The organism is Algivirga pacifica (assembly GCF_039543525.1).
GTDB lineage: Bacteria > Bacteroidota > Bacteroidia > Cytophagales > Flammeovirgaceae > Algivirga > Algivirga pacifica.
In genome coordinates this window covers 81,797-100,068 of sequence record NZ_BAABJX010000038.1, presented here as the reverse complement: position 1 = coordinate 100,068, position 18,272 = coordinate 81,797, and the positions used below count along the sequence as shown (strand labels likewise).

Below are 18,272 nucleotides of genomic sequence, written 5' to 3'. Positions count from 1 at the left end.
GACGTGTTATCTGATACTGCCAAGGTCGCTAAACTGGAGGTGCCGCTGGAACTTAAATCCGTGAAACTGGAGGTGCCTGTTACAGATAACATACCTGTTATGCTCGTATTATCTGATACTGCCAAGGTCGTTAAACTTGAACTACCTGCTACCGACAAATCTCCTCCTACTGTTGCACCTCCGCTTACATCTACACTCGATAAATCCATTGTTCCGCTGACCGATACATCCGTAAAACTAGATGCGCCTGTAACCGATAATGTACCACCCATCGACGTGTTATCTGATACTGCCAAGGTCGCTATACTAGAGGTTCCGCTAGAACTAAAATCAGTGAAACTGGATGCCCCTGTTACAGATAACATACCTGTCATGCTCGTATTATCTGATACTGCCAAGGTCGTTAAACTTGAACTACCTGCTACCGACAGATCTCCTCCTACTGTTGCGCCTCCGCTTACATCTACACTCGATAAATCCATTGTTCCGCTAACCGATACATCCGTAAAACTGGATACCCCTGTAACGGATAATGTACCACCCATCGATGTGTTATCTGATACTGCTAAGGTCGTTAAACTGGAGGTGCCACTGGAACTCAAATCAGTGAAATTGGACGCGCCTGTTACAGATAGCATACCTGCCAGGCTCGTATTATCTGACACTTCCAAGGTCGTTAAACTGGAGGTGCCACTGGAACTCAAATCAGTGAAACTGGACGCGCCTGTTACAGATAGCATACCTGCCAGGCTCGTATTACCTGACACTTCCAAGGTCGTTAAACTGGAGGTACCACTGGAACTCAAATCAGTGAAACTAGACGCGCCTGTTACAGACAACATACCTGCCAGGCTCGTGTTATCTGATACTTCCAAGGTCGTTAAACTGGAGGTACCACTGGAACTCAAATCAGTGAAACTTGATGCGCCTGTTACAGACAACATACCTGCCAGGCTCGTGTTATCTGATACTTCCAAGGTCGTTAAACTGGAGGTGCCACTGGAACTCAAATCAGTGAAACTGGACGCGCCTGTTACAGATAGCATACCTGCCAGGCTCGTATTACCGGCTACTGATAAGTCTCTATCAATAGTAACCATTTCTGAAAAAATTCCGGCCCATTTGTAAGAAGGTGTACCTAACGTAATAGAGGGGACTAAAGGATAAAGAGCTTTTCCTGAAAAATCAAGTTCTTTTATTGACATCAAAGATCCTGCTGATGAATTCGAATTTTCAGAATTTTTATCTTTCTTTTGAGAAAATCCCACCAAAGAATATAGTGACAATAATAAATAAAAAAGTATACCTTTTCTCATCTAAATAACTGTTTTTGATTCACAACAATAACTTGATTCTGGATAAAAAATCTATCTAACTACTTTCAGGAGATTGTAAAAGTAAATACTTCCCAAACCTACTTTTCTATAGAAAAAAGTCTCTAGAATAATAAATTGAAACATATTCTTATACTCATAATAAATGAGTATTTATTTACCGAAACCAATCCTTACAACCCAAGGTGAAGAATTAACCGGAGTGCTTTCTTGATATGTTAAATTTCTCATAATATTAATTGAATAAGAAAATAACCCACCTATACTAAATTGATGTTTAGCTCCAAAATAAATGGAGCTACACCAGACTCTTTTGTATTCCTCGATTCTATAATCTGAAGCATTAATACTTTCTACCTCCAACTGCAGTGAAGGCCAAAATTGGCTAGGGTTATACATCCCCTGTAATCTACCTCCATAAGAAACTAAATCTCCATATTCTTTTACTCTTGAAAAAGAGAGTAAGGGCATCATCGATAGTACCCATGGTTTTACTTTTTGTTTATTTTGTTTTCCAAAACGATATGAAATATTAGGAGCTAACTCAACTCCTATTGGTTCTTGAATACTTATGTTAAGTTCTCCTCCCAACTTCAAAAATTGACTTAGATCAAAATCAGGCTTAGGTAATTCAACCCTATTAATTTCTTTATCGATGTAGGGCATATCTGTTGAAAAAGAAAAACGAAAATCCCACGGTTCTGATGTACTTTCAAAATCTCCTTTATTCATTCTCAACTTACGAAACAAACTCATTTCAATATTATTAGATGACGTCACTCGAAAAGAATACCCTATTCCTAGTAAATAATCAGCTTTCCAATTCAAAGATTCAATTTTCCATTTGTCCACATATTGCCTTGATACCGTTTGAATGAGTCCTCCATATTCTGCCTGTAGATAAGGCAACCATTTCTTGTTAATAGGCTTGTAACGTAAAAAAAACCTACCACCCAAATCAAAAGCTGTTTGTAGACTATCATATACTCCTAATATTTTTGGACCTATACCAAAAGTGAGTGATTTACTTAACGGAAGCTTCACAGCAGGAGCATACTGTATTTTCATGGAGTCTCCTTGAGGTATACTGAATACTTGTTCTGTATCTATAGATTGAGTAACCAATTTAAATAAGCTAATTAAAGGTTGTGATTTATTGTCACTCAAATACTCTAACCGATCCTTAAAAGTTAATACTTGTTTCAATTTCCCTTTACCCTTTGCCTTTACTTCCTCCATTTTCACTTCTGATTCCCGCTTTAATTTATCTATCTTACGATCACTCAAAACTAAAGGAAAACCCATTCCTACATTTATAAATGGATGCTGCTTTTCTATTCCCCCTTCTATCTTAACATGAAAAAGATATTTTTGAAAAATATTAATATTATACCCTATAGCTCCAGAATATATATGAGATAACTTGCTAGTTTCAACTTTCCTATCACTAGACGTAAGGGGCAATAAAGGTACAGATAATGCATATGCCGATTCTACAAACCATTTTTTATAAATGCTATACCTAACCGCTGACCTCCCCCCTACTTCATACTTAATATTATTATAGTTTTCGACATTCATCAAAGTCGAAATCTGAACAGTCCAATGAGCATAATTTAAATTCCCTCCCAAATAACCTTTCAAACACTTATTGGGAAAAGAAAGAGAAACACCTGTTTCAGGTATAAATTTAAAATTGAAAGGTAAAGTATCTACTTCAGTAGCTAAAGCGCCAGTAAAGTCATTTTTCTTCACCTCTATTTTTTCATATATAACTTGAGATAAAACAGTCGTTTTAACATTTAAAAAAAGGATTATTAAAATCAATAAAAATCTCACTTTCAGTATTATTTTGTTGAGCAAACTTATCTTTCAAAATAAACACAACAAAAACATTATTAGATTTTTAATATTTATTCTTTCTTTTTTCATACATAAAATATAAAACAATGTATACAGTTAATCACTATAGATATAATCTAAACTAGATCATCCCACCAAACCGGATACTGCAAATTCTCCACAATCAGAAAATCCGCCAAGTCCGCCCCTTTCTCCCGCATCAAATGCGAAGCATTATCCTCCAGTATTCGATCTACTCTCACCTCTAACTTCAATCGCTTACGAAGATAAAAAGCGACTTCAGACCATTTCTCATAAGGCTGCAATCCTCCTGTTTTCCCTAAATCAGGAAATAGGATCACTTTTCTCCCTTGTAATACCTTTGCTTTTTCAAGGGTCAATCCGCCCAGGCTTCCGGTGGCTAGCCATAGGTATTGGGGAAAGAAAAAGGAAGCAATCAATGCGGATTTCTCACTTTCTACTACCGCAACAGGTAGTGTTGCCGCCCATTCACGGTTGAGCAGATGTTCTCCAAAGAATGGTTCTGCTGGCAAGGCATAGTTTTCTTTGTACAGCAACTTATGGACAGACGTTACCAAGCCTCTCCCATTCACTTTTACCCGCTTAATGTCGTCTAAGGAAGTGTCCAGGACATTCGGACACTGTCTGTAGGCCATAACTTTTCCACGTCGGACTTGCTGGTTGTGGGCGATATACCAGAAAATAATCGGCGATTGATCAAATCCTCTGAACCGATAGGTACTGCCGGACAGCAAGTAACGATCTATCACTACTCCTGCTCTGCTTTCTCCGAAATACGTATAAAGAAAACCCATCAATGGGTTAGGAATATGCCGGGCATAGGTACGTAAAGGAAGCTTTTGATCTAATAGGGTTGTCTTTTCTGTCTGAGACACCTCTTGTTGTCGTGGTCCATCGAATAAAATACGGCTCGATTGCTGAAACGGAAGCTTATAGGAATCCGTCCATGACTGTATCATTTTAGTGTCTGTCCCGGACGGAGTATGGACCGCAACACGGGTCGAATTGGGTCGGGATAACAGTCTGTTAGGTTGGTGTATAGAGGACAACACCTCATTTTCTCTCCCTATTCCCCCTATATCTGCCACAACAGCGACCGCTTCCTGAAAAGACAGCTTATGATAGTGCTGTACAAAGTGAATAGCATCTCCTCCATGTCCGCAGGCAAAACATTTATACATATTACGACCTACAGACACCGATAAACTAGGTGAATGGTCTTCGTGAAAGGGACAAATCGTCCAATAATCCTTTCCTTTTCGCTTTAAGGAAAGAAAGCGCCCCACCACCTCCAAAATGGAGACGGTACGGACGCTGTCCAAAATAGATTCGAAAGTCAGCATAAGCGATAAGCATTAAATGAATGATGTTGTGGTCGTCGTTGCGGCAGGTTGCAGTAGCATTTCATTGATCATATACATCCCATCCTCTTCCCGCTTATAGACAAACGCATATTCTATCATCTCCTTGATCCGTTTCTTGGCGGTACTTTCGCCAATGGAACGGGCATTTTTATCCAGTTGTACCTCCACCTGATAACTCTTTTCCATACAACGCTTAACGAACTCCTTATGCGTAATCGCTGCCCCGGTCTTAAAGCAAGCCAAAGCGAGTTGCTGTCGTTGTTGCCGCTTGCGGGTTTCCTTATCAAAGGCAAGTGCCGCTGTTTCTTTTTGTTCTCCGGACAATTGGGTTACCCGATGCAGTGTCTTATCCCAACCAAAATAGACTGGCTCAAAATCCTCACTTCCACGAATCATACGAGCCTCAATTTGGTGTATTCCCTCTTTCTTCTTTACCGTGATTGCTCCTCCACACTTTCTGTCTGCCTCACTCCCTAAATGTCCCCGCAACTTGTCTGAGTTGCCGCCGTTGAGGTGCAAGTATAAAACAATCGCCGTCTGTAATTCCTCTGCTTTTCCCATCATGGTATTGATCACCTGAAAGCTTTCCTCTGCATTGTTGGGATCACTCACCAAGTCCGCTATACCGTCAATTAACCACAAATGGGTGTCTGGATATTCTTTCATCAAAGACAGTACTGCTTTCAGACGTTGCGGAGCCGTCATGGTCCGGAAGTTATAAATATGCAGATTGGAAGGTTCCTGCTCTACCCCCAACAGATGACAAACGGTCTTTCTGACCTTGTCGGTATAACCGTTGGGCTGCTCGGTATCAATATAAATCACAGGCTTGCCTTCCGCATAGACAGAACGAATCTCCAGGGTATCCAGCTCATCAGAAATCTCCTCCATAAGGGCTGTTGCGAGCATAAAGGCAGCAATAGACGTTTTTCCAGCTTTCGGCAGCCCCGCAACAAAGGAGATATCGCCCTTAATCGCAAAGGTGCTTTCTCGAATGGTAATCATAGGCACTATTTCAGGAATTTGGGTTTGATGGGTAATCCGGAATCGGTGCAAATAACTTAAGGACATATATTCCGAATCCTGCACAGACTGTTCTTCCACAGCCTTAGTAATACTTTCTTTTGCATACTTTTCGTTCGTATGCGATATATTGATTATACTCATGTAGTTTAAGACATTTGGAAAACCCCTCTCCCGCATTCATGCCGTTGGACAGGGGCTTTTTTGTGGTTAATCATTGATTAGTTGCGGCCAAAATTCTTTACCGATTCCGCATAGATATAGATCTTCCCTCCGGTCGATTCCTGATATCCCTCTAAAGCTCCCTTGTTGAAGAGATTTCTCACCTGGGTTTTGCTCATTCCTAATCGGTTGGCCGCTTCCAAAACAGAGTAAGTGGATTTGTCTACATCCCCATTTTTAAGATCAATGATTTCCTGTCTTAAAGTCTCAATGGTCTGTTTCAATTCATTCGTCTCCGCAACAATGATATCTCGAATGGTTTCTTTAAACAATTCTTTATAGACGTTCTGTGTCATTTTTACTACATTTGGTTATTGAATATAATTAATGAAGCTCCTCCATACGCCCGCCAAGTTGTACGGAGGGGCTTTTTTTCTGCTGGTTGTTATTTTTGGGAAGACATCTTTTCCAGTCTGCTGATTTTCCGTTTGACCTTGCTGTTGTGTTCCCGGATCTTTTCTTCTGCCAACTCCAACAGCATTAGTGCTTGCCGCAACGGAGTTGAAAGCTTTTTGCATTGATGAATTTGCTTTTTGGTTTCCTCTAAAGGATACTTGAAAGCCCACACGTGCGCATCGCCCAATGCCTGCAATGCCTCATTTTTTTCGGTTATTGTCATGTTGTCGCATACTTGTTTAAATACTCTTTTACTTGTAGTGGATTAAAACCGATTCGACACAATGCCCTCATGTCCCGACAGCCACCACGAATGGCCGCAACGATCAAGTCATGCTTACTACTTTCACATGTAATGCCTGTTTCTCTTGATTCTTCTTGTGTTTTCAAAGGTTTTTCAGGTCTTTGAAAGCCAATCTGAACAGGTTCCTGAGCAACTGTTTTTGCACTACTTGCCTCATTACTTGTCTCACTACATGCACTACTTGTCTGTGGAAGTGCCATGACTTGGGGCGCTCCTTTCCACAACTGCATGAGTTCCTGAATACGATAGTTCCCGGTAAACCAATCCTCTTGTTCCCTGGATACCAGCAACTGCATTTCCTCTACGACCATCTTGTGATAATAAGGGATATACCAATTAACCAACAAGATCAATAAGTCCACCAACAACGCCATAACCACAAAGACCATCGCATTGCTTTCCGTATTTGCATTCGCCAATGCTAATGCCTGCACTTTTTCTTCCCGCAATGCCTTCTCATTGCGGTGGTATTTTTCCTCCAATGTCTTTAACTGCTCCTGATAATTGAGCAATTGCTTATTCTCCGATGCCGAAAGCAATCCTCCCCAACGGGTTTCCTTATACTTTTCAATCGCTTCCATCTTGGTGGCTATGTCTTGTTTTTCTTGCTGCAACGAGGTCCACAATGAGTCTTCTTGCTGCTGATAGACCAAAGCAACTTTGCGAACTTCCCCATCCATCTCCTTATACAAAGCTTCTGCTCCATTGACCGACATATACACACTCCCAGCTGAGAATAATAGCGCCAACACTCCCAAATAAATAGAGCTTTTGATACCGCTATAATAGTTGCGGAAACTTACCGTCACCATCTCTGCCTTTGCAAGCTCCCATCCTCCCAACAACACTCCCGCAACACCTACCGCAACCCACTCCGGAAAGAGTTTTAACAATAGGGCAGACATAAACCATATGCTGGTCCCTATTCCCAAGGCAGCCAATAACCAACGAGACACCTCTGCCATTCGCTTAAACTGCTTGTTCCGTTCGCCGTAAAAGCGAGGGGTATTTTGATCCAGAGACTCTTCTACTTGTTTCACATACTGTTTTAGGCTTAATACATCTTTCATGATTCTAGTTTGGGTTACATGATTATCTATTCTGAATAATTAATATTTCTGATTTCATACCCTCCCAAACACACAGCAACAACCCCGCAACAAGCACTGTAACATAAAGACACAATACCCTTATAATCATAGAGGCTAGAATACTAATAGGAACCAAAAAGAAGGTCTTACCTTCAATTTCTATCACAACTTTAAAATGGGGAAATTGAATGACCACAGGTTTGTAGTCAGAGTACTGGTAGATCATAAGCCACAGCTTATAACCTACCAATCGAAGAAAGTCAGCAACGTTGTACACTTTCATGTTTTTGGTATTAAAGGTTTAAAAATGATCCATTGCGAACCTCCAAAAAAATCAATACCTTTAAAGACTTACTTATGAAGAGCCTTACAGGTTACGATTAAGGAAGTTCATTCTTGCCCTTTTGGAGACTTGCTTGCCGGCGGTGATCCATTAGGGCTTTTTCGTATGTAATAATAATCTACTACTTCAGATCCTCATCACTAATCAGGTCTTCCATCTCGACCATAAACATCTCTGCTATTTTCTTTAGTTGAATATAGCTTGGGTCCTTTCTGTTCTCACGAAACATCGCGAATTCTTTTGGGTTAGAACCAATTGCCTTGTACCAGTCCCTTGTTGCTCTAAATCGAAAGCCTCTTTGTTCAATGTTTTGGATTACGTCGTTGATCTTATTCATTGTGTTTTAGCATTTTAAATTTAAAAGTATCATATTTTATATCATTGATATCAATTTACACAACAATGATATTTAAATATATTCACTAAATCAACAATGTGAGTCATATTTTTATCAATAATCATGACATTCTGAAAAGCATCTCTAACGTTTCGCCATACATATGTCATACATATGTCATACATTTGTACTACTGAGTATTACCCAGTAATATTAAATACTACCGAAATACTTTTTACGGCATAGCTAACAACAACAGATTTCAGTGTGATCATGCATAAAACAATATCAGATACTATTAAGGATATTAGAGAACGACTTAGGATAAAGCCTGTTGAGGTAGCGAATAAACTCGGTATGGAGAGAGGAAATTATTCTAGGTTGGAAAAGAGAGGAGATAAGCTGACCTGGGAACAAATCTGTAATATTGCAGATGCCATGAAAATCCCTCCTTATCAGATCATTCAAGAAACCTACAATCTGCAGCCTACTAACAATGGTGAGATTACTTCTCTAGAAAATAAAATCAAACATCTAGAAAGTATTATTGATGCATTAACCAGGAAAGACCGTAGCACCCTTATTTCTCTGGAAAAAGTCGGAGCAGAATATATCTGTATGTTACTTTTGAAAAACATACAAACAATGTTTCTATACCTTAAACCTTATGGCTCCACTATTACAAAAAAAGACTATTGTGAAGGGCTCGCGAATCAAGTTCGACACATCAATTTACAATTGTCCTCTAAAGATAACGTACTCGTATCACAGCTGGTAAAACTTTTGGAACCTTGTCCAGAAGACCGACCCTTAGTTCAATTACTAAAGGAGTATTTACAAGTTGACAATGTCAATGAGTTAATGAAGTATCTTTTATTTAAAGATAATCTTCAGTTAGATATAGTTTTCAAACAGGTAGTAGAACTTTCAAAGATACAATCCAATCATGAAGATGGTAGAACTTATGCAGAGATCACCTTCCTCATCAAAGAGCGAACTGACGAAAAAATCAGTGATAAGGTAATTGAAAAGATGTTCTTTCCGATAGGCGTAGATAGCGAAACTGGAGAAGAATAATAGCATATCGAAAAAAGGGTAATAGCCACCTGCTTAAACATGGCTATTACCTACTCGATAGTTTATTCAGGCAATTGATAGTAAGTATTTCGGGCTTTTCCCTTTTTCTCTATCCACGCCTTATTGACCATTTCTTTCAACAACTCCCTGATCCTACTTTCCTTTAACTAAAGGAGCTCCTCCACCTCTTTGGACTTAATACTTCCATGAGCATACAAGTACATTAGCACTTCCCTTTCCTGCGCATTAGAATCCGACAGTATCCGACGGTTCTCCACCAATTTTAAAGTTAGGTCAGGTTATTTCCCCCTATAGATATAACAACCCTAACCTAACCCTATATATAAAGATAGCCAACCATACACTAGTAGCTACTTCTTTATCAATATCCGAATACATCAAAAGTATCCGACGGTCGAATAGTAAGAATCCGACGGTATCCGACGGTTCTCCTCCAATTTTAAGGTTAGGTCAGGTTATTTTCCCCTATAGATATACTAACCCTAACCTAACCCTATATATGAAGATAGCCACCCAAACACAGGTGGCTATTTCTTTATCAATAATCAAAGCCTGACATTACTTTCTCCAGTTGACTTTCCGGAACATACTTCGCATAGATGAGTGTACTCTTATAATCCTTATGCCCTAGCAAAGTTTGTAAGTCCTTCAACGTACAACCACCTCTCCTCAAAAGGTTGATTGCAAAAGTATGACGGGCAGAATGTGTCGTGATCTGTTTATCAATGCCAGCAATCTTCATAACCTCCTTAAGGTACTGGTTCGTCTTCGTATTACTCAATATATGGTATTGCCCCAATAGCAACTCTTTCGCTCTGGGAACAATTGGAACCGCTACATGGCTTTTTGTCTTTGACATCATTATACGAAACGTATCTTCTCCTTTATAAAGATTGAACTTCGCATAGTCAGAAAAACGAAATCCTGTATAACAAGCGATCAAGAAGTAGTGTAAGACATTGTGTAGCCTTGAGGGTAGCTCTCCACTATCCAGAAAGGCATTTAGCTTCTGTACCTCATCTGGCTCCAGGATCTCCTTCTCTGTAGGCTCATGCTGGAAGCGAATACTCTTGAAAGGATCATTATCCGTCAAATCCCTTTCCCTGGCAATTCGGATATACGTCTTTATCAGCTTCAATTTCATATTGGCCGTATTGCGGTTGTTCCCTTCCTGGAACATCAACCACTCCAACAGCTTATTCAGAAAGTCTTTGGTGATCTGGTTAAATGCCAGTTGCGGTGAGAACTCCCTGATACGATTCAATCTGTTGAGCTGGCAACGATGCGTATCATAGGCAATCTCCTTCATTCGGAAACGTCGGTTGATCTCTTCCTCTGCAAACGAATAGAAGCAATCCGTACTTCCTCCATGATAAGCCTTCTTTAGCAGGTCATACGTGATCGTCACACCCTGCAGCTCCAGACGATCCACAATATCATCCATGGTCCGCTTCGCCTTGTTGAGTTTCATATTGAGGGCCTTATCCCTTGGATGCTCTCGCTTCACTTTATCCAGATCTTTCTCCTCAATCCAGAAGCGAGGATCTATGCTCTCCTTGAGGTTCATGCTATGGACCTTTCGCCCAATAAAGATATTCAGGTAAATGGCACAAGTGCCGTCTTTCTTTTGGTAGCCTTTTCTTAGTGTCAATTTCGTCTTCGTAGCCATGTCTTTTGCCTTGTTATGTTTTACAAATTTTTCCGTGTTCGTGACGATTGTAAACCGATTGTCACAACATTGTAAAGCAAAAGTGGTATCAAGGTGGGCGGGCAGCAATTTCTGTGTAAAAGAAGTATGCCCTTACGGGGCCGTAAGAGCATATTTTGCGCAAAATGCGCATTTTGTAATGAGGGTAGTAGCACCACCAGAGCATGAGTCTGGTGGTTTAAATTACTCATTTAAAGGGCTTTAGCATTTACAAATGCTCGACGTAACCGAATCCGTAACCTCTTGGTGTCAAAATATAGCTGACTGTCGTAACAACCAGCTAACGAAGTGGTTAGGACGCCCTAACAATTACGCCATTAAGCTTTCCCAGTCGGACTTCTTTGCCTCCCCCCATCAGGGATTGGAAACGTTGTATGAAGTCGTCGTGTGCCGCAACGGTCTTTTTGATACTGGACAGTTCTTGAATTACTTTGTCCATTTTTGAACTTAAATTACCATTTTGGTCCTGTTGCGGTATTTTGGGTTCTAACTCTTCTGAATTAAAAGGCTCTCCTTCTCCCTTCAGCAACCAGTTATAGTCTACTTGTGGAAAGTCATCCATCACCTGCAACAGGTTTTTTGAAGGGATTAGGGTTTCCCCTGTAATCCATTTACGAAATGCTCTCTCCCCTACGCCAAAGCGTTCTGCGATTCTTATATAGTCACTTCTGCTTTGGATATCATAGAGTTCAGAAAGTCTTTTTCCTATATTATCCATATCAATGATTGAATATTTTATTCTAAATGAATAATTTTTTCAATTAATAATTGACACTTTGAATTTTTTATTCTTACATTTGAATCGTGTCATCCACAATGTACTTATAATTCCATAAAAATGGAAGAGTGTTTTCAAAGTTGGAACTAAAAAACCTAAAAATAGGCGATTTAAGGCATTGAGGGGAGACTAGACGTACAACATAATTGTACTTACTATTCAATTGTTTTACTCAAAGTTGCTCAAAATTCACGGATTATGACTGCTTCAACTGCCTCAAAAACTGTATTGAATCCAGAATACCAACAATTCTACCCTATTCTTCAATTTATCGGTAAGACTTTCAAAAAACCGGAAGTCTACCTCTTCAAGGAGATCTTTAAAGGTTCTTATCTGCGCTGGGAGTACTTCTATTTTGAGAAGTATTACAAGAAAAGATCCAGTGACCGTTCCTTCCCGGAGCTTTATCTAGACTTGGACAATAAGCATCGATTGATGGTTGCCGAATATGTTGTTGAGGAAACCGCAACGACATTAAGTGCTCAAAAAGTCGCTGACCTAATGACACTCTGGTATCGCTGCTGGTACAACTTCGATAGCGGCATGTGGTCATGGGTATTTGGAGAGGAAGCCCTGGATTATAAAGTCCGCATGAGTAAAGGTTGCGGTGTCAATACGGTCAAGATGTGTTCCCTCTTTACCAAAGTAAAGCGAGCATTTCAATACCAAATGTACCGCTACTGTATGGAAGGGTATAGAGACAACATTCATGGCTTTGAGAAACTGCAACAAGCCAGAGAAAGGGAAGAACGATTCCTGGAACAAATGAATGCTTTTACTGACAACAATTAATTTTCATTTCAATATCAAAACCCAATAACCATGAAAAAACAATGGATGCTAATGCAATGGCAAGATGACCTGCAGCATTTTGCAGATCGGTTGGGAGAGAAGCCCTATTACCTGAAGAAAGCGAAGGAGTATAAGATTGCGATCGTTCTCTCCTATGTGTTTAGTACGCTGAGTGTGCTGACTGCCTTTGTATTTGCTGCTGACTTTACTTCTAAATTGATTCCTGAAGATTGGCTGAGTGTAGAGATTCGTTTTGGAATTGCGGGAATGGTTTGTTTTGTCCTGCTCTATGCTTTGGAGCTATTTAAGCGAAACCTTTGGTCAGAAGTATTTGAGGCTAAACTAAAGAAAAGTGGGTTGCCTTTTCTTGCCGGAGTACTTGCGGTGGTGTTGCTGTCTATGTCTGTCTATCTGAGCGTAAAGGGCGTAGAGCTTTTTACCCGAAAGTCTATGGATAAAGAAGAAGTAATAACTGCTAATTACCAGGATCAAAAAGCAGTAGTTGATCAGGAGTTTGGAGCATTGATCCAGAATGAGCAAAAGGAACTGGCGGATTATAAGGAATCGGTTTCTTACAGAGGGAAAATCAATATCCATAATAAAACGACTCGTAATGTGATTGATGCACATACCGATCGTATCGCAACGCTCCGCAACGACTGGAAGTTGCGGCTGCAAGAAATCAAGACAGATCACGAGCAAGCGTTAACACAAAATGCGACAAGTACGGATAATATGGCTTTCAAGATGATGGTCTTCTCCTTTAGTGTGGAGATGCTGATTGCGGGTTTACTGTACTTTATCCTGTATTTCGAATATCGATGTCTGAAGGAAAGTGGAAATGACCCTAAAGACAATCCGCAACCGCTGTCTATGTACACTCCTGATACCCCAAACCCCAATGATCCGGGAGGAAGGAGAACGCATTCCGAATCGCAACAGGAGTCAGAAGGAAATGTCATTACCATGCAACATCGAAATGCGAATCAGGGAAATTTTACGACAACCGTTAGCAGTTATGCTCCCCTGTTAACGGGTTATCAGATACCGTTAGCACCCCAGGAACAGGTGTTAGCGGGTGGAGCAAATCCATTTCTATTTAACCCGTTAGCGGGTATTGACAAACCGTTAACGCCTTCGGAGAACCCGTTAACGGTCAAAGAAAAAGCGTTAACAGGTAAGGCTCATAATCGTTTTGAGATACACCGCAACGAGGAGCCACAACAAGAAGAGGAAGAGCAAACCAAGAAAAAGGATAAGGAAGATCTCATTCCTTTCTATTGGAGAGAACGGACAGAGTTATGCCATGATCTTGTCGATAAGGCTAAAGGTAAATTAAAAATAACCAATGTCGCACTGGCGAAGAAATACAAATGTTCTGAGGCGACTATTCGCAATGTCAAGCGAGCCATAATCGATGTACCTGCTGAGGAACAGGTGCAACGACAAATGAAAATCAGTTTCTAAACCAGCTATGTCTATCAGTGCAAGCTAAGGCATTATACCTATCACTCACACTTCATTCATTGCCCCTTGCACTGAAAGCAGCATTTACAAGGTGGTTGCACGAGAAGCATCCTGCCGATACTTCTCACCGCAACTACCCATATGATGCGTACAACAAGACTGTCTGCGTCTTGTCGGGTATCGTGGTTCGAGTCCACACGCATCACGAGGAAGAAGAAGCTTCACGCTTCAAGGAGTGGAGAGTATTCTGACTGTGACAGGTCGTTATGCTTCTCCATCTCCAAATTAAAAAGGGAATCATCCCACATTGTTTTTGCTTTATAATTTTGAATAAACTCAATTAAAAACCGATGGTTAGTCAACGAGAAGTTTTCATGCCTTTGCTCAGCGAGGAGCATAGCTTGTATGTGATTACCTACAAGGCTGCCTACCAAAGATGTAAAGCTTATCTGGATGCTTATTTTACCCTGGATGATATCTCCAGAGAGGCTGCTGCTTTCCGTAATGGGAAAGGGCCTTATACAGCAATGACCGCACAACAACTGTGCAATCAGCACCGAAGAATAGTGTTGAATACGATAGATCGTTTGGAGGGTGTAACAGAGGGAGTTTCATTGGATTTACTTCATGAGTTTGAAACTCTTACCAAAGACTTAAAGATCTATCAAGAAGAAGGAATTACCGCTATACGCCTTCACAAGAGCGTTTTACACACCGCATTTGAGTTGTTGCGCCTATATCTGGCGGAATATGAAAATGCTAAGAAACTAAAGCTAACCACTTACTACAATAACCTCCCATATCTACATACCAGACAGTCTTCTTTGGCTTCTCTAACAAGGTGTCACCGCAACACCATGCGAGATCATATTGACCGCCTTAAACAGATTGGTTTTGTAGAACAATACCGTGAGCGTTATTCAGGTGGACTAGAGATTTTGGTCAACTGGGACGTGGTTTTCGGAAAGGAAATTGCTGCCTGGGTGCGCCAATGCTTTGGAAAAAGCTTTGAAGAAACCAAAGAGTTATTCACAATTAGATGTGAACAACTTGAAAATAACTCATCCAAAAAAGACACAAAAAATCCTTTTTTTAAGGGAGTTGCACAGAAATTCACACCTTTATCTTCTGAGACATCTATACAGAACAATAGTAAAGTTATTAAAACAGTAGAGGGTGTTGATAATGTGAATAAGTCCGCAACGACAGTACCTCACGCCCAAAACCAAAAAATTACCAATGATTCGCTCAATCCTATCGCTGGTTTTGGTAACGACTTTTTTGGAAACGAGGAAAAAGAAGCTTTGGAGACCAAAGTACCAAACCGCCAAGGAGAAAATTTCAAACCAGCATCCAACCAAAGTACCTCCCAAACCACCGAGCAGGAACATCCACTGTCTACGCTCCGAAAGAAGTTAGCTCTTTCTCTCCACGGAAAGACCTATACACCAAAACAAAACCGACAAAAACTAACCACAACGCCGCAACAACAGTCCCAACAGCAGGCGGCATCCGTGGAGCAAAAGCCTGTGATCACCACCAAGCCAACGAAAACCATTCAGTACGGCTATAACGAGCGTGAACACGCTTATTACCTCAAATTTGCTACCTACTTCTGGAAATCTGCCCGTAAGAAGCTGTATCCATACCATTTCTTTACGCTTGATCAAGAGGTAGACATGATCCACAAAGTAGCGGAAACTGTCTTCCAAAACTTCCAGAATGACCAAAACTGGCAGCACGAGGACTGGACACGCTACTACAAGCACTGTATTGCGGCACTGGATTTCCAACACCTGGCATTGATCAACTATGGAGCGTATGTCACGCATCCAGCAAGCTATTTCAGCCTGAAGAATACCCGCAACGGCTGGAAACAGAACGTCCAACGTTTTGAGGATTACAAGCAGAAAGCCAAATACTACGCACTGAAAAGTGAATTGAAGAAAATAGAACTTGAAGCTGAGGAATACCGCAACCGAGAAGGAAAGTACCTGGATAAAAGTCCACAGCAACTCTTCCAGATACACAAACGCCGTTTGCTCAAACAGAAAAGTCCAGAGCTACTACAAGCGTTCTACGAGCTAGTAGCCCAAAAGAACATCTATACCCAAAGAAGTTTTGACCTCAAAATCTGATCATCATGAAAAATAGACCGCATGTGCTGCATATCACCTATGTGGATGCCAACAAACGAAAATATGTATGCGATAGCCTAGAGCGAGCTAGAAAGCTCCTCAGTCGCTACACAAAGCTTGACCGGGTCCATACTTATGGCATCTATGAATATGATAAGCAGACAAATACCCAAGGGCTACTCGTTGAGCGTGATCACCTGCAGCCGCTACTTAGTAAAGTCGATGAGTGGTTTGTGCTCTATATTACTTTCGTGGATGGGAATCAGCGGAAATTTGTATGTAATGGAAAACAACGGGTGAACCATGTGGTGAAACAGTTTTTGGGGAGAATACATGATTATGGGGTTTATGAGTATGATAAGGGGAAGGGGAAGCAGGGGATAGAAGTGATTAGGAAAACCTTTAACAAGACTGTAGACAGAACTCTACCTAAGTAGAGAAATGTGTAAATTTCAACAATTCCCAAACAACTCAACATATAGGACATTGGAAGAAACAAAAAACATAATATCAAAGTATTAGAGCTACTGTAGAGTTGCCTATCACTGACAAAAAAGTGGGGCTTTTACTTCCTTAATGGGACAATTTATAGAAGAAACATTCACAAAAAAACTTCAGGATAAAAAGGGCTTTATTGCAACGGCTAGTGGACTAATCGCTAAGTTTCCTTATACAAAAAAGACATCTGCTCTAAGAGTTCAGTCTAGGCTGCGAAGTACGAGCAAGGCGAAACGCTCTTATAGTTAAATAGCAGTAAACTACCAGTTTATTTAACGTTTAGTCCACTAGTGATACTAAAAATGAAGGTTTAACTGTTTTCAAACGAGAAAAACACCCAAAAATCGAGCATTTCATTCAATTTTAAGTATCCAAACTAGGTAAAACCCTCGATTTTAGCCTCCTATGCGTTGCAACAACGCCATAAAAAGTACAAGAAAGATAATTTGCTCAATGAATTTAAGACAAAAATAGGCCCTCATCAGAAAACTTCATTGATACATCTTAAAGTCGGCACAACAATTTTTTCTTATCAAGCAACAGTGGTACCCGATCTGCCCTGAATCTCCCAATAAAACTGTTTAACTATAGTAGTAACTACCTATTCAGGTAACTATATCAAACCTGATAAGACTCTTATTTTCAAACGATGTAATTTATTTTGCAATTTTTAGAATCCTAACAGCTCCTCGCATCACAACCACAAAAACAATCCCCCCAACGATTAAGTCAGGCCATCTGCTTTCGAGCCAGTAAACCAAAGCTCCCGCCAGAATCACTCCACCATTCACTATGATATCATTGGACGTGAAGATTGCACTCGCCTGCATGTGAGCTTCACTACTTTTGGCTTTGCTAATTAACCAAAGCGAAACAACGTTACCAATTAAAGCTAAAAACGAAATAATGATCATCCACTGAAAAAGGGGGACTTCACTGTCACTTATAAACCTACGTAGCACTTCTGAAAACCCTAACAAAGCCAGTCCCATTTGAAAAAAACCGCTAATCTTTGCTACTTTTTTCTTACGGGTTAAGGTTGTGCCAACAGCAAACAGACTTAATCCATATACAATAGAATCAGCCAACATATCTAAGGAATCAGCCACTAATCCCATGGACTTTGAAAGCCATCCCGTTGCCATTTCAATCACGAAGAAAGTAAAATTAATCCCCAATACCCACCATAGTATTTTACGCTGTTGTATTTCATTATTTTTTGCAGACAATGTAGCCTCTATTGTCTCAATCCATTGGTCGTTGAGGTTTAATTGCCTAATTGCTTCCTGTATAGGTTTTACATCATGATAATGAAAGACATCCAGTTTCCGGCAAGAAAGATCAAACTCCAAATGTTTTATCTGATCGAATGATTCCAACTTCATTCTAATCATTTGCTCTTCTGAAGGGCAATCCATTTTACTTATTTTGAAAGTACTTTTATTCATAGAATAGTTTGTTTGTTAATTTGAATACCTTTTTTCTTTGAAAAGAC

At 40.3% G+C, this 18,272-nt stretch carries 17 protein-coding genes; 5 read left to right on the top strand and 12 right to left on the bottom strand.

Features of this window, described 5'->3' with window-relative positions:
- The 9 genes from ABD985_RS13430 to ABD985_RS13390 form a co-directional block, all read right to left on the bottom strand.
- The coding region (locus tag ABD985_RS13430) for a hypothetical protein (RefSeq protein ID WP_345372534.1) at positions 1-1,208 on the bottom strand (1,208 nt) is incomplete at its 3' end.
- A 279-nt stretch (positions 1,209-1,487) separates the two neighbouring features.
- Positions 1,488-3,173 carry a hypothetical protein gene (locus tag ABD985_RS13425; protein ID WP_345372532.1) on the bottom strand — a complete coding sequence of 562 codons (1,686 nt, stop codon included), beginning with the start codon at positions 3,171-3,173 and terminating at the stop codon, positions 1,488-1,490.
- A gap of 140 nt (positions 3,174-3,313) precedes the next feature.
- Positions 3,314-4,561: a DUF6371 domain-containing protein gene (locus ABD985_RS13420; RefSeq protein WP_345372530.1), complete on the bottom strand. Its 1,248-nt coding sequence runs from the start codon at positions 4,559-4,561 to the stop codon at positions 3,314-3,316.
- A gap of 12 nt (positions 4,562-4,573) precedes the next feature.
- Positions 4,574-5,749: an AAA family ATPase gene (locus tag ABD985_RS13415; RefSeq protein ID WP_345372528.1), complete on the bottom strand. Its 1,176-nt coding sequence runs from the start codon at positions 5,747-5,749 to the stop codon at positions 4,574-4,576.
- A 77-nt stretch (positions 5,750-5,826) separates the two neighbouring features.
- The gene (locus ABD985_RS13410) at positions 5,827-6,123 is read right to left on the bottom strand and encodes a hypothetical protein (protein ID WP_345372527.1); all 297 of its coding nucleotides are present in this window, start codon (positions 6,121-6,123) and stop codon (positions 5,827-5,829) included.
- Between the two features lie 89 nt (positions 6,124-6,212).
- Entirely contained in the window at positions 6,213-6,446 is a 234-nt protein-coding gene (locus ABD985_RS13405; protein WP_345372525.1) for a hypothetical protein, read from the bottom strand.
- Entirely contained in the window at positions 6,443-7,597 is a 1,155-nt protein-coding gene (locus ABD985_RS13400) for a hypothetical protein (protein WP_345372523.1), read from the bottom strand. Before ABD985_RS13400 ends, ABD985_RS13405 begins: the two co-directional genes overlap by 4 nt.
- A gap of 22 nt (positions 7,598-7,619) precedes the next feature.
- Entirely contained in the window at positions 7,620-7,901 is a 282-nt protein-coding gene (locus ABD985_RS13395) for a hypothetical protein (protein WP_345372521.1), read from the bottom strand.
- Between the two features lie 181 nt (positions 7,902-8,082).
- Positions 8,083-8,298, bottom strand: coding sequence for a hypothetical protein (locus tag ABD985_RS13390; protein WP_345372519.1), 216 nt, complete (start codon positions 8,296-8,298; stop codon positions 8,083-8,085).
- 273 nt (positions 8,299-8,571) lie between these two features.
- On the opposite strand from ABD985_RS13390, the gene ABD985_RS13385 reads away from it, so the two are divergent.
- Positions 8,572-9,375, top strand: a complete 804-nt coding sequence (locus ABD985_RS13385) for a helix-turn-helix domain-containing protein (protein ID WP_345372516.1) — start codon at positions 8,572-8,574, stop codon at positions 9,373-9,375.
- A gap of 559 nt (positions 9,376-9,934) precedes the next feature.
- Here ABD985_RS13385 and ABD985_RS13380 read toward each other — a convergent pair.
- Together ABD985_RS13380 and ABD985_RS13375 are read right to left on the bottom strand one after the other, a co-directional pair.
- A complete protein-coding gene (locus ABD985_RS13380) occupies positions 9,935-11,065 on the bottom strand; it encodes a tyrosine-type recombinase/integrase (RefSeq protein WP_345372515.1) in 1,131 nt (376 codons plus the stop codon).
- Between the two features lie 331 nt (positions 11,066-11,396).
- A complete protein-coding gene (locus ABD985_RS13375; RefSeq protein WP_345372513.1) occupies positions 11,397-11,822 on the bottom strand; it encodes a helix-turn-helix domain-containing protein in 426 nt (141 codons plus the stop codon).
- 258 nt (positions 11,823-12,080) lie between these two features.
- On the opposite strand from ABD985_RS13375, the gene ABD985_RS13370 reads away from it, so the two are divergent.
- The 4 genes from ABD985_RS13370 (at position 12,081) to ABD985_RS13355 (ending at position 16,716) form a co-directional block, all read left to right on the top strand.
- Positions 12,081-12,674 carry a hypothetical protein gene (locus tag ABD985_RS13370; RefSeq protein WP_345372511.1) on the top strand — a complete coding sequence of 198 codons (594 nt, stop codon included), beginning with the start codon at positions 12,081-12,083 and terminating at the stop codon, positions 12,672-12,674.
- Positions 12,675-12,704: 30 nt separating this feature from the next.
- On the top strand, positions 12,705-14,141 hold the full coding sequence (locus ABD985_RS13365) for a hypothetical protein (protein WP_345372509.1): 1,437 nt from the start codon (positions 12,705-12,707) through the stop codon (positions 14,139-14,141).
- A 350-nt stretch (positions 14,142-14,491) separates the two neighbouring features.
- Positions 14,492-16,279 (top strand): hypothetical protein, encoded by a 1,788-nt coding sequence (locus tag ABD985_RS13360; protein WP_345372507.1) that lies wholly within the window; start codon positions 14,492-14,494, stop codon positions 16,277-16,279.
- 5 nt (positions 16,280-16,284) lie between these two features.
- Positions 16,285-16,716, top strand: coding sequence for a hypothetical protein (locus tag ABD985_RS13355; protein WP_345372505.1), 432 nt, complete (start codon positions 16,285-16,287; stop codon positions 16,714-16,716).
- Positions 16,717-17,433: 717 nt separating this feature from the next.
- On the opposite strand, the gene ABD985_RS13350 is transcribed toward ABD985_RS13355, so the two are convergent.
- Complete coding sequence (locus ABD985_RS13350) at positions 17,434-18,225, bottom strand: cation efflux transmembrane domain-containing protein (RefSeq protein ID WP_345372503.1); 792 nt, start codon at positions 18,223-18,225, stop codon at positions 17,434-17,436.
- Positions 18,226-18,272 lie beyond the last annotated feature (47 nt).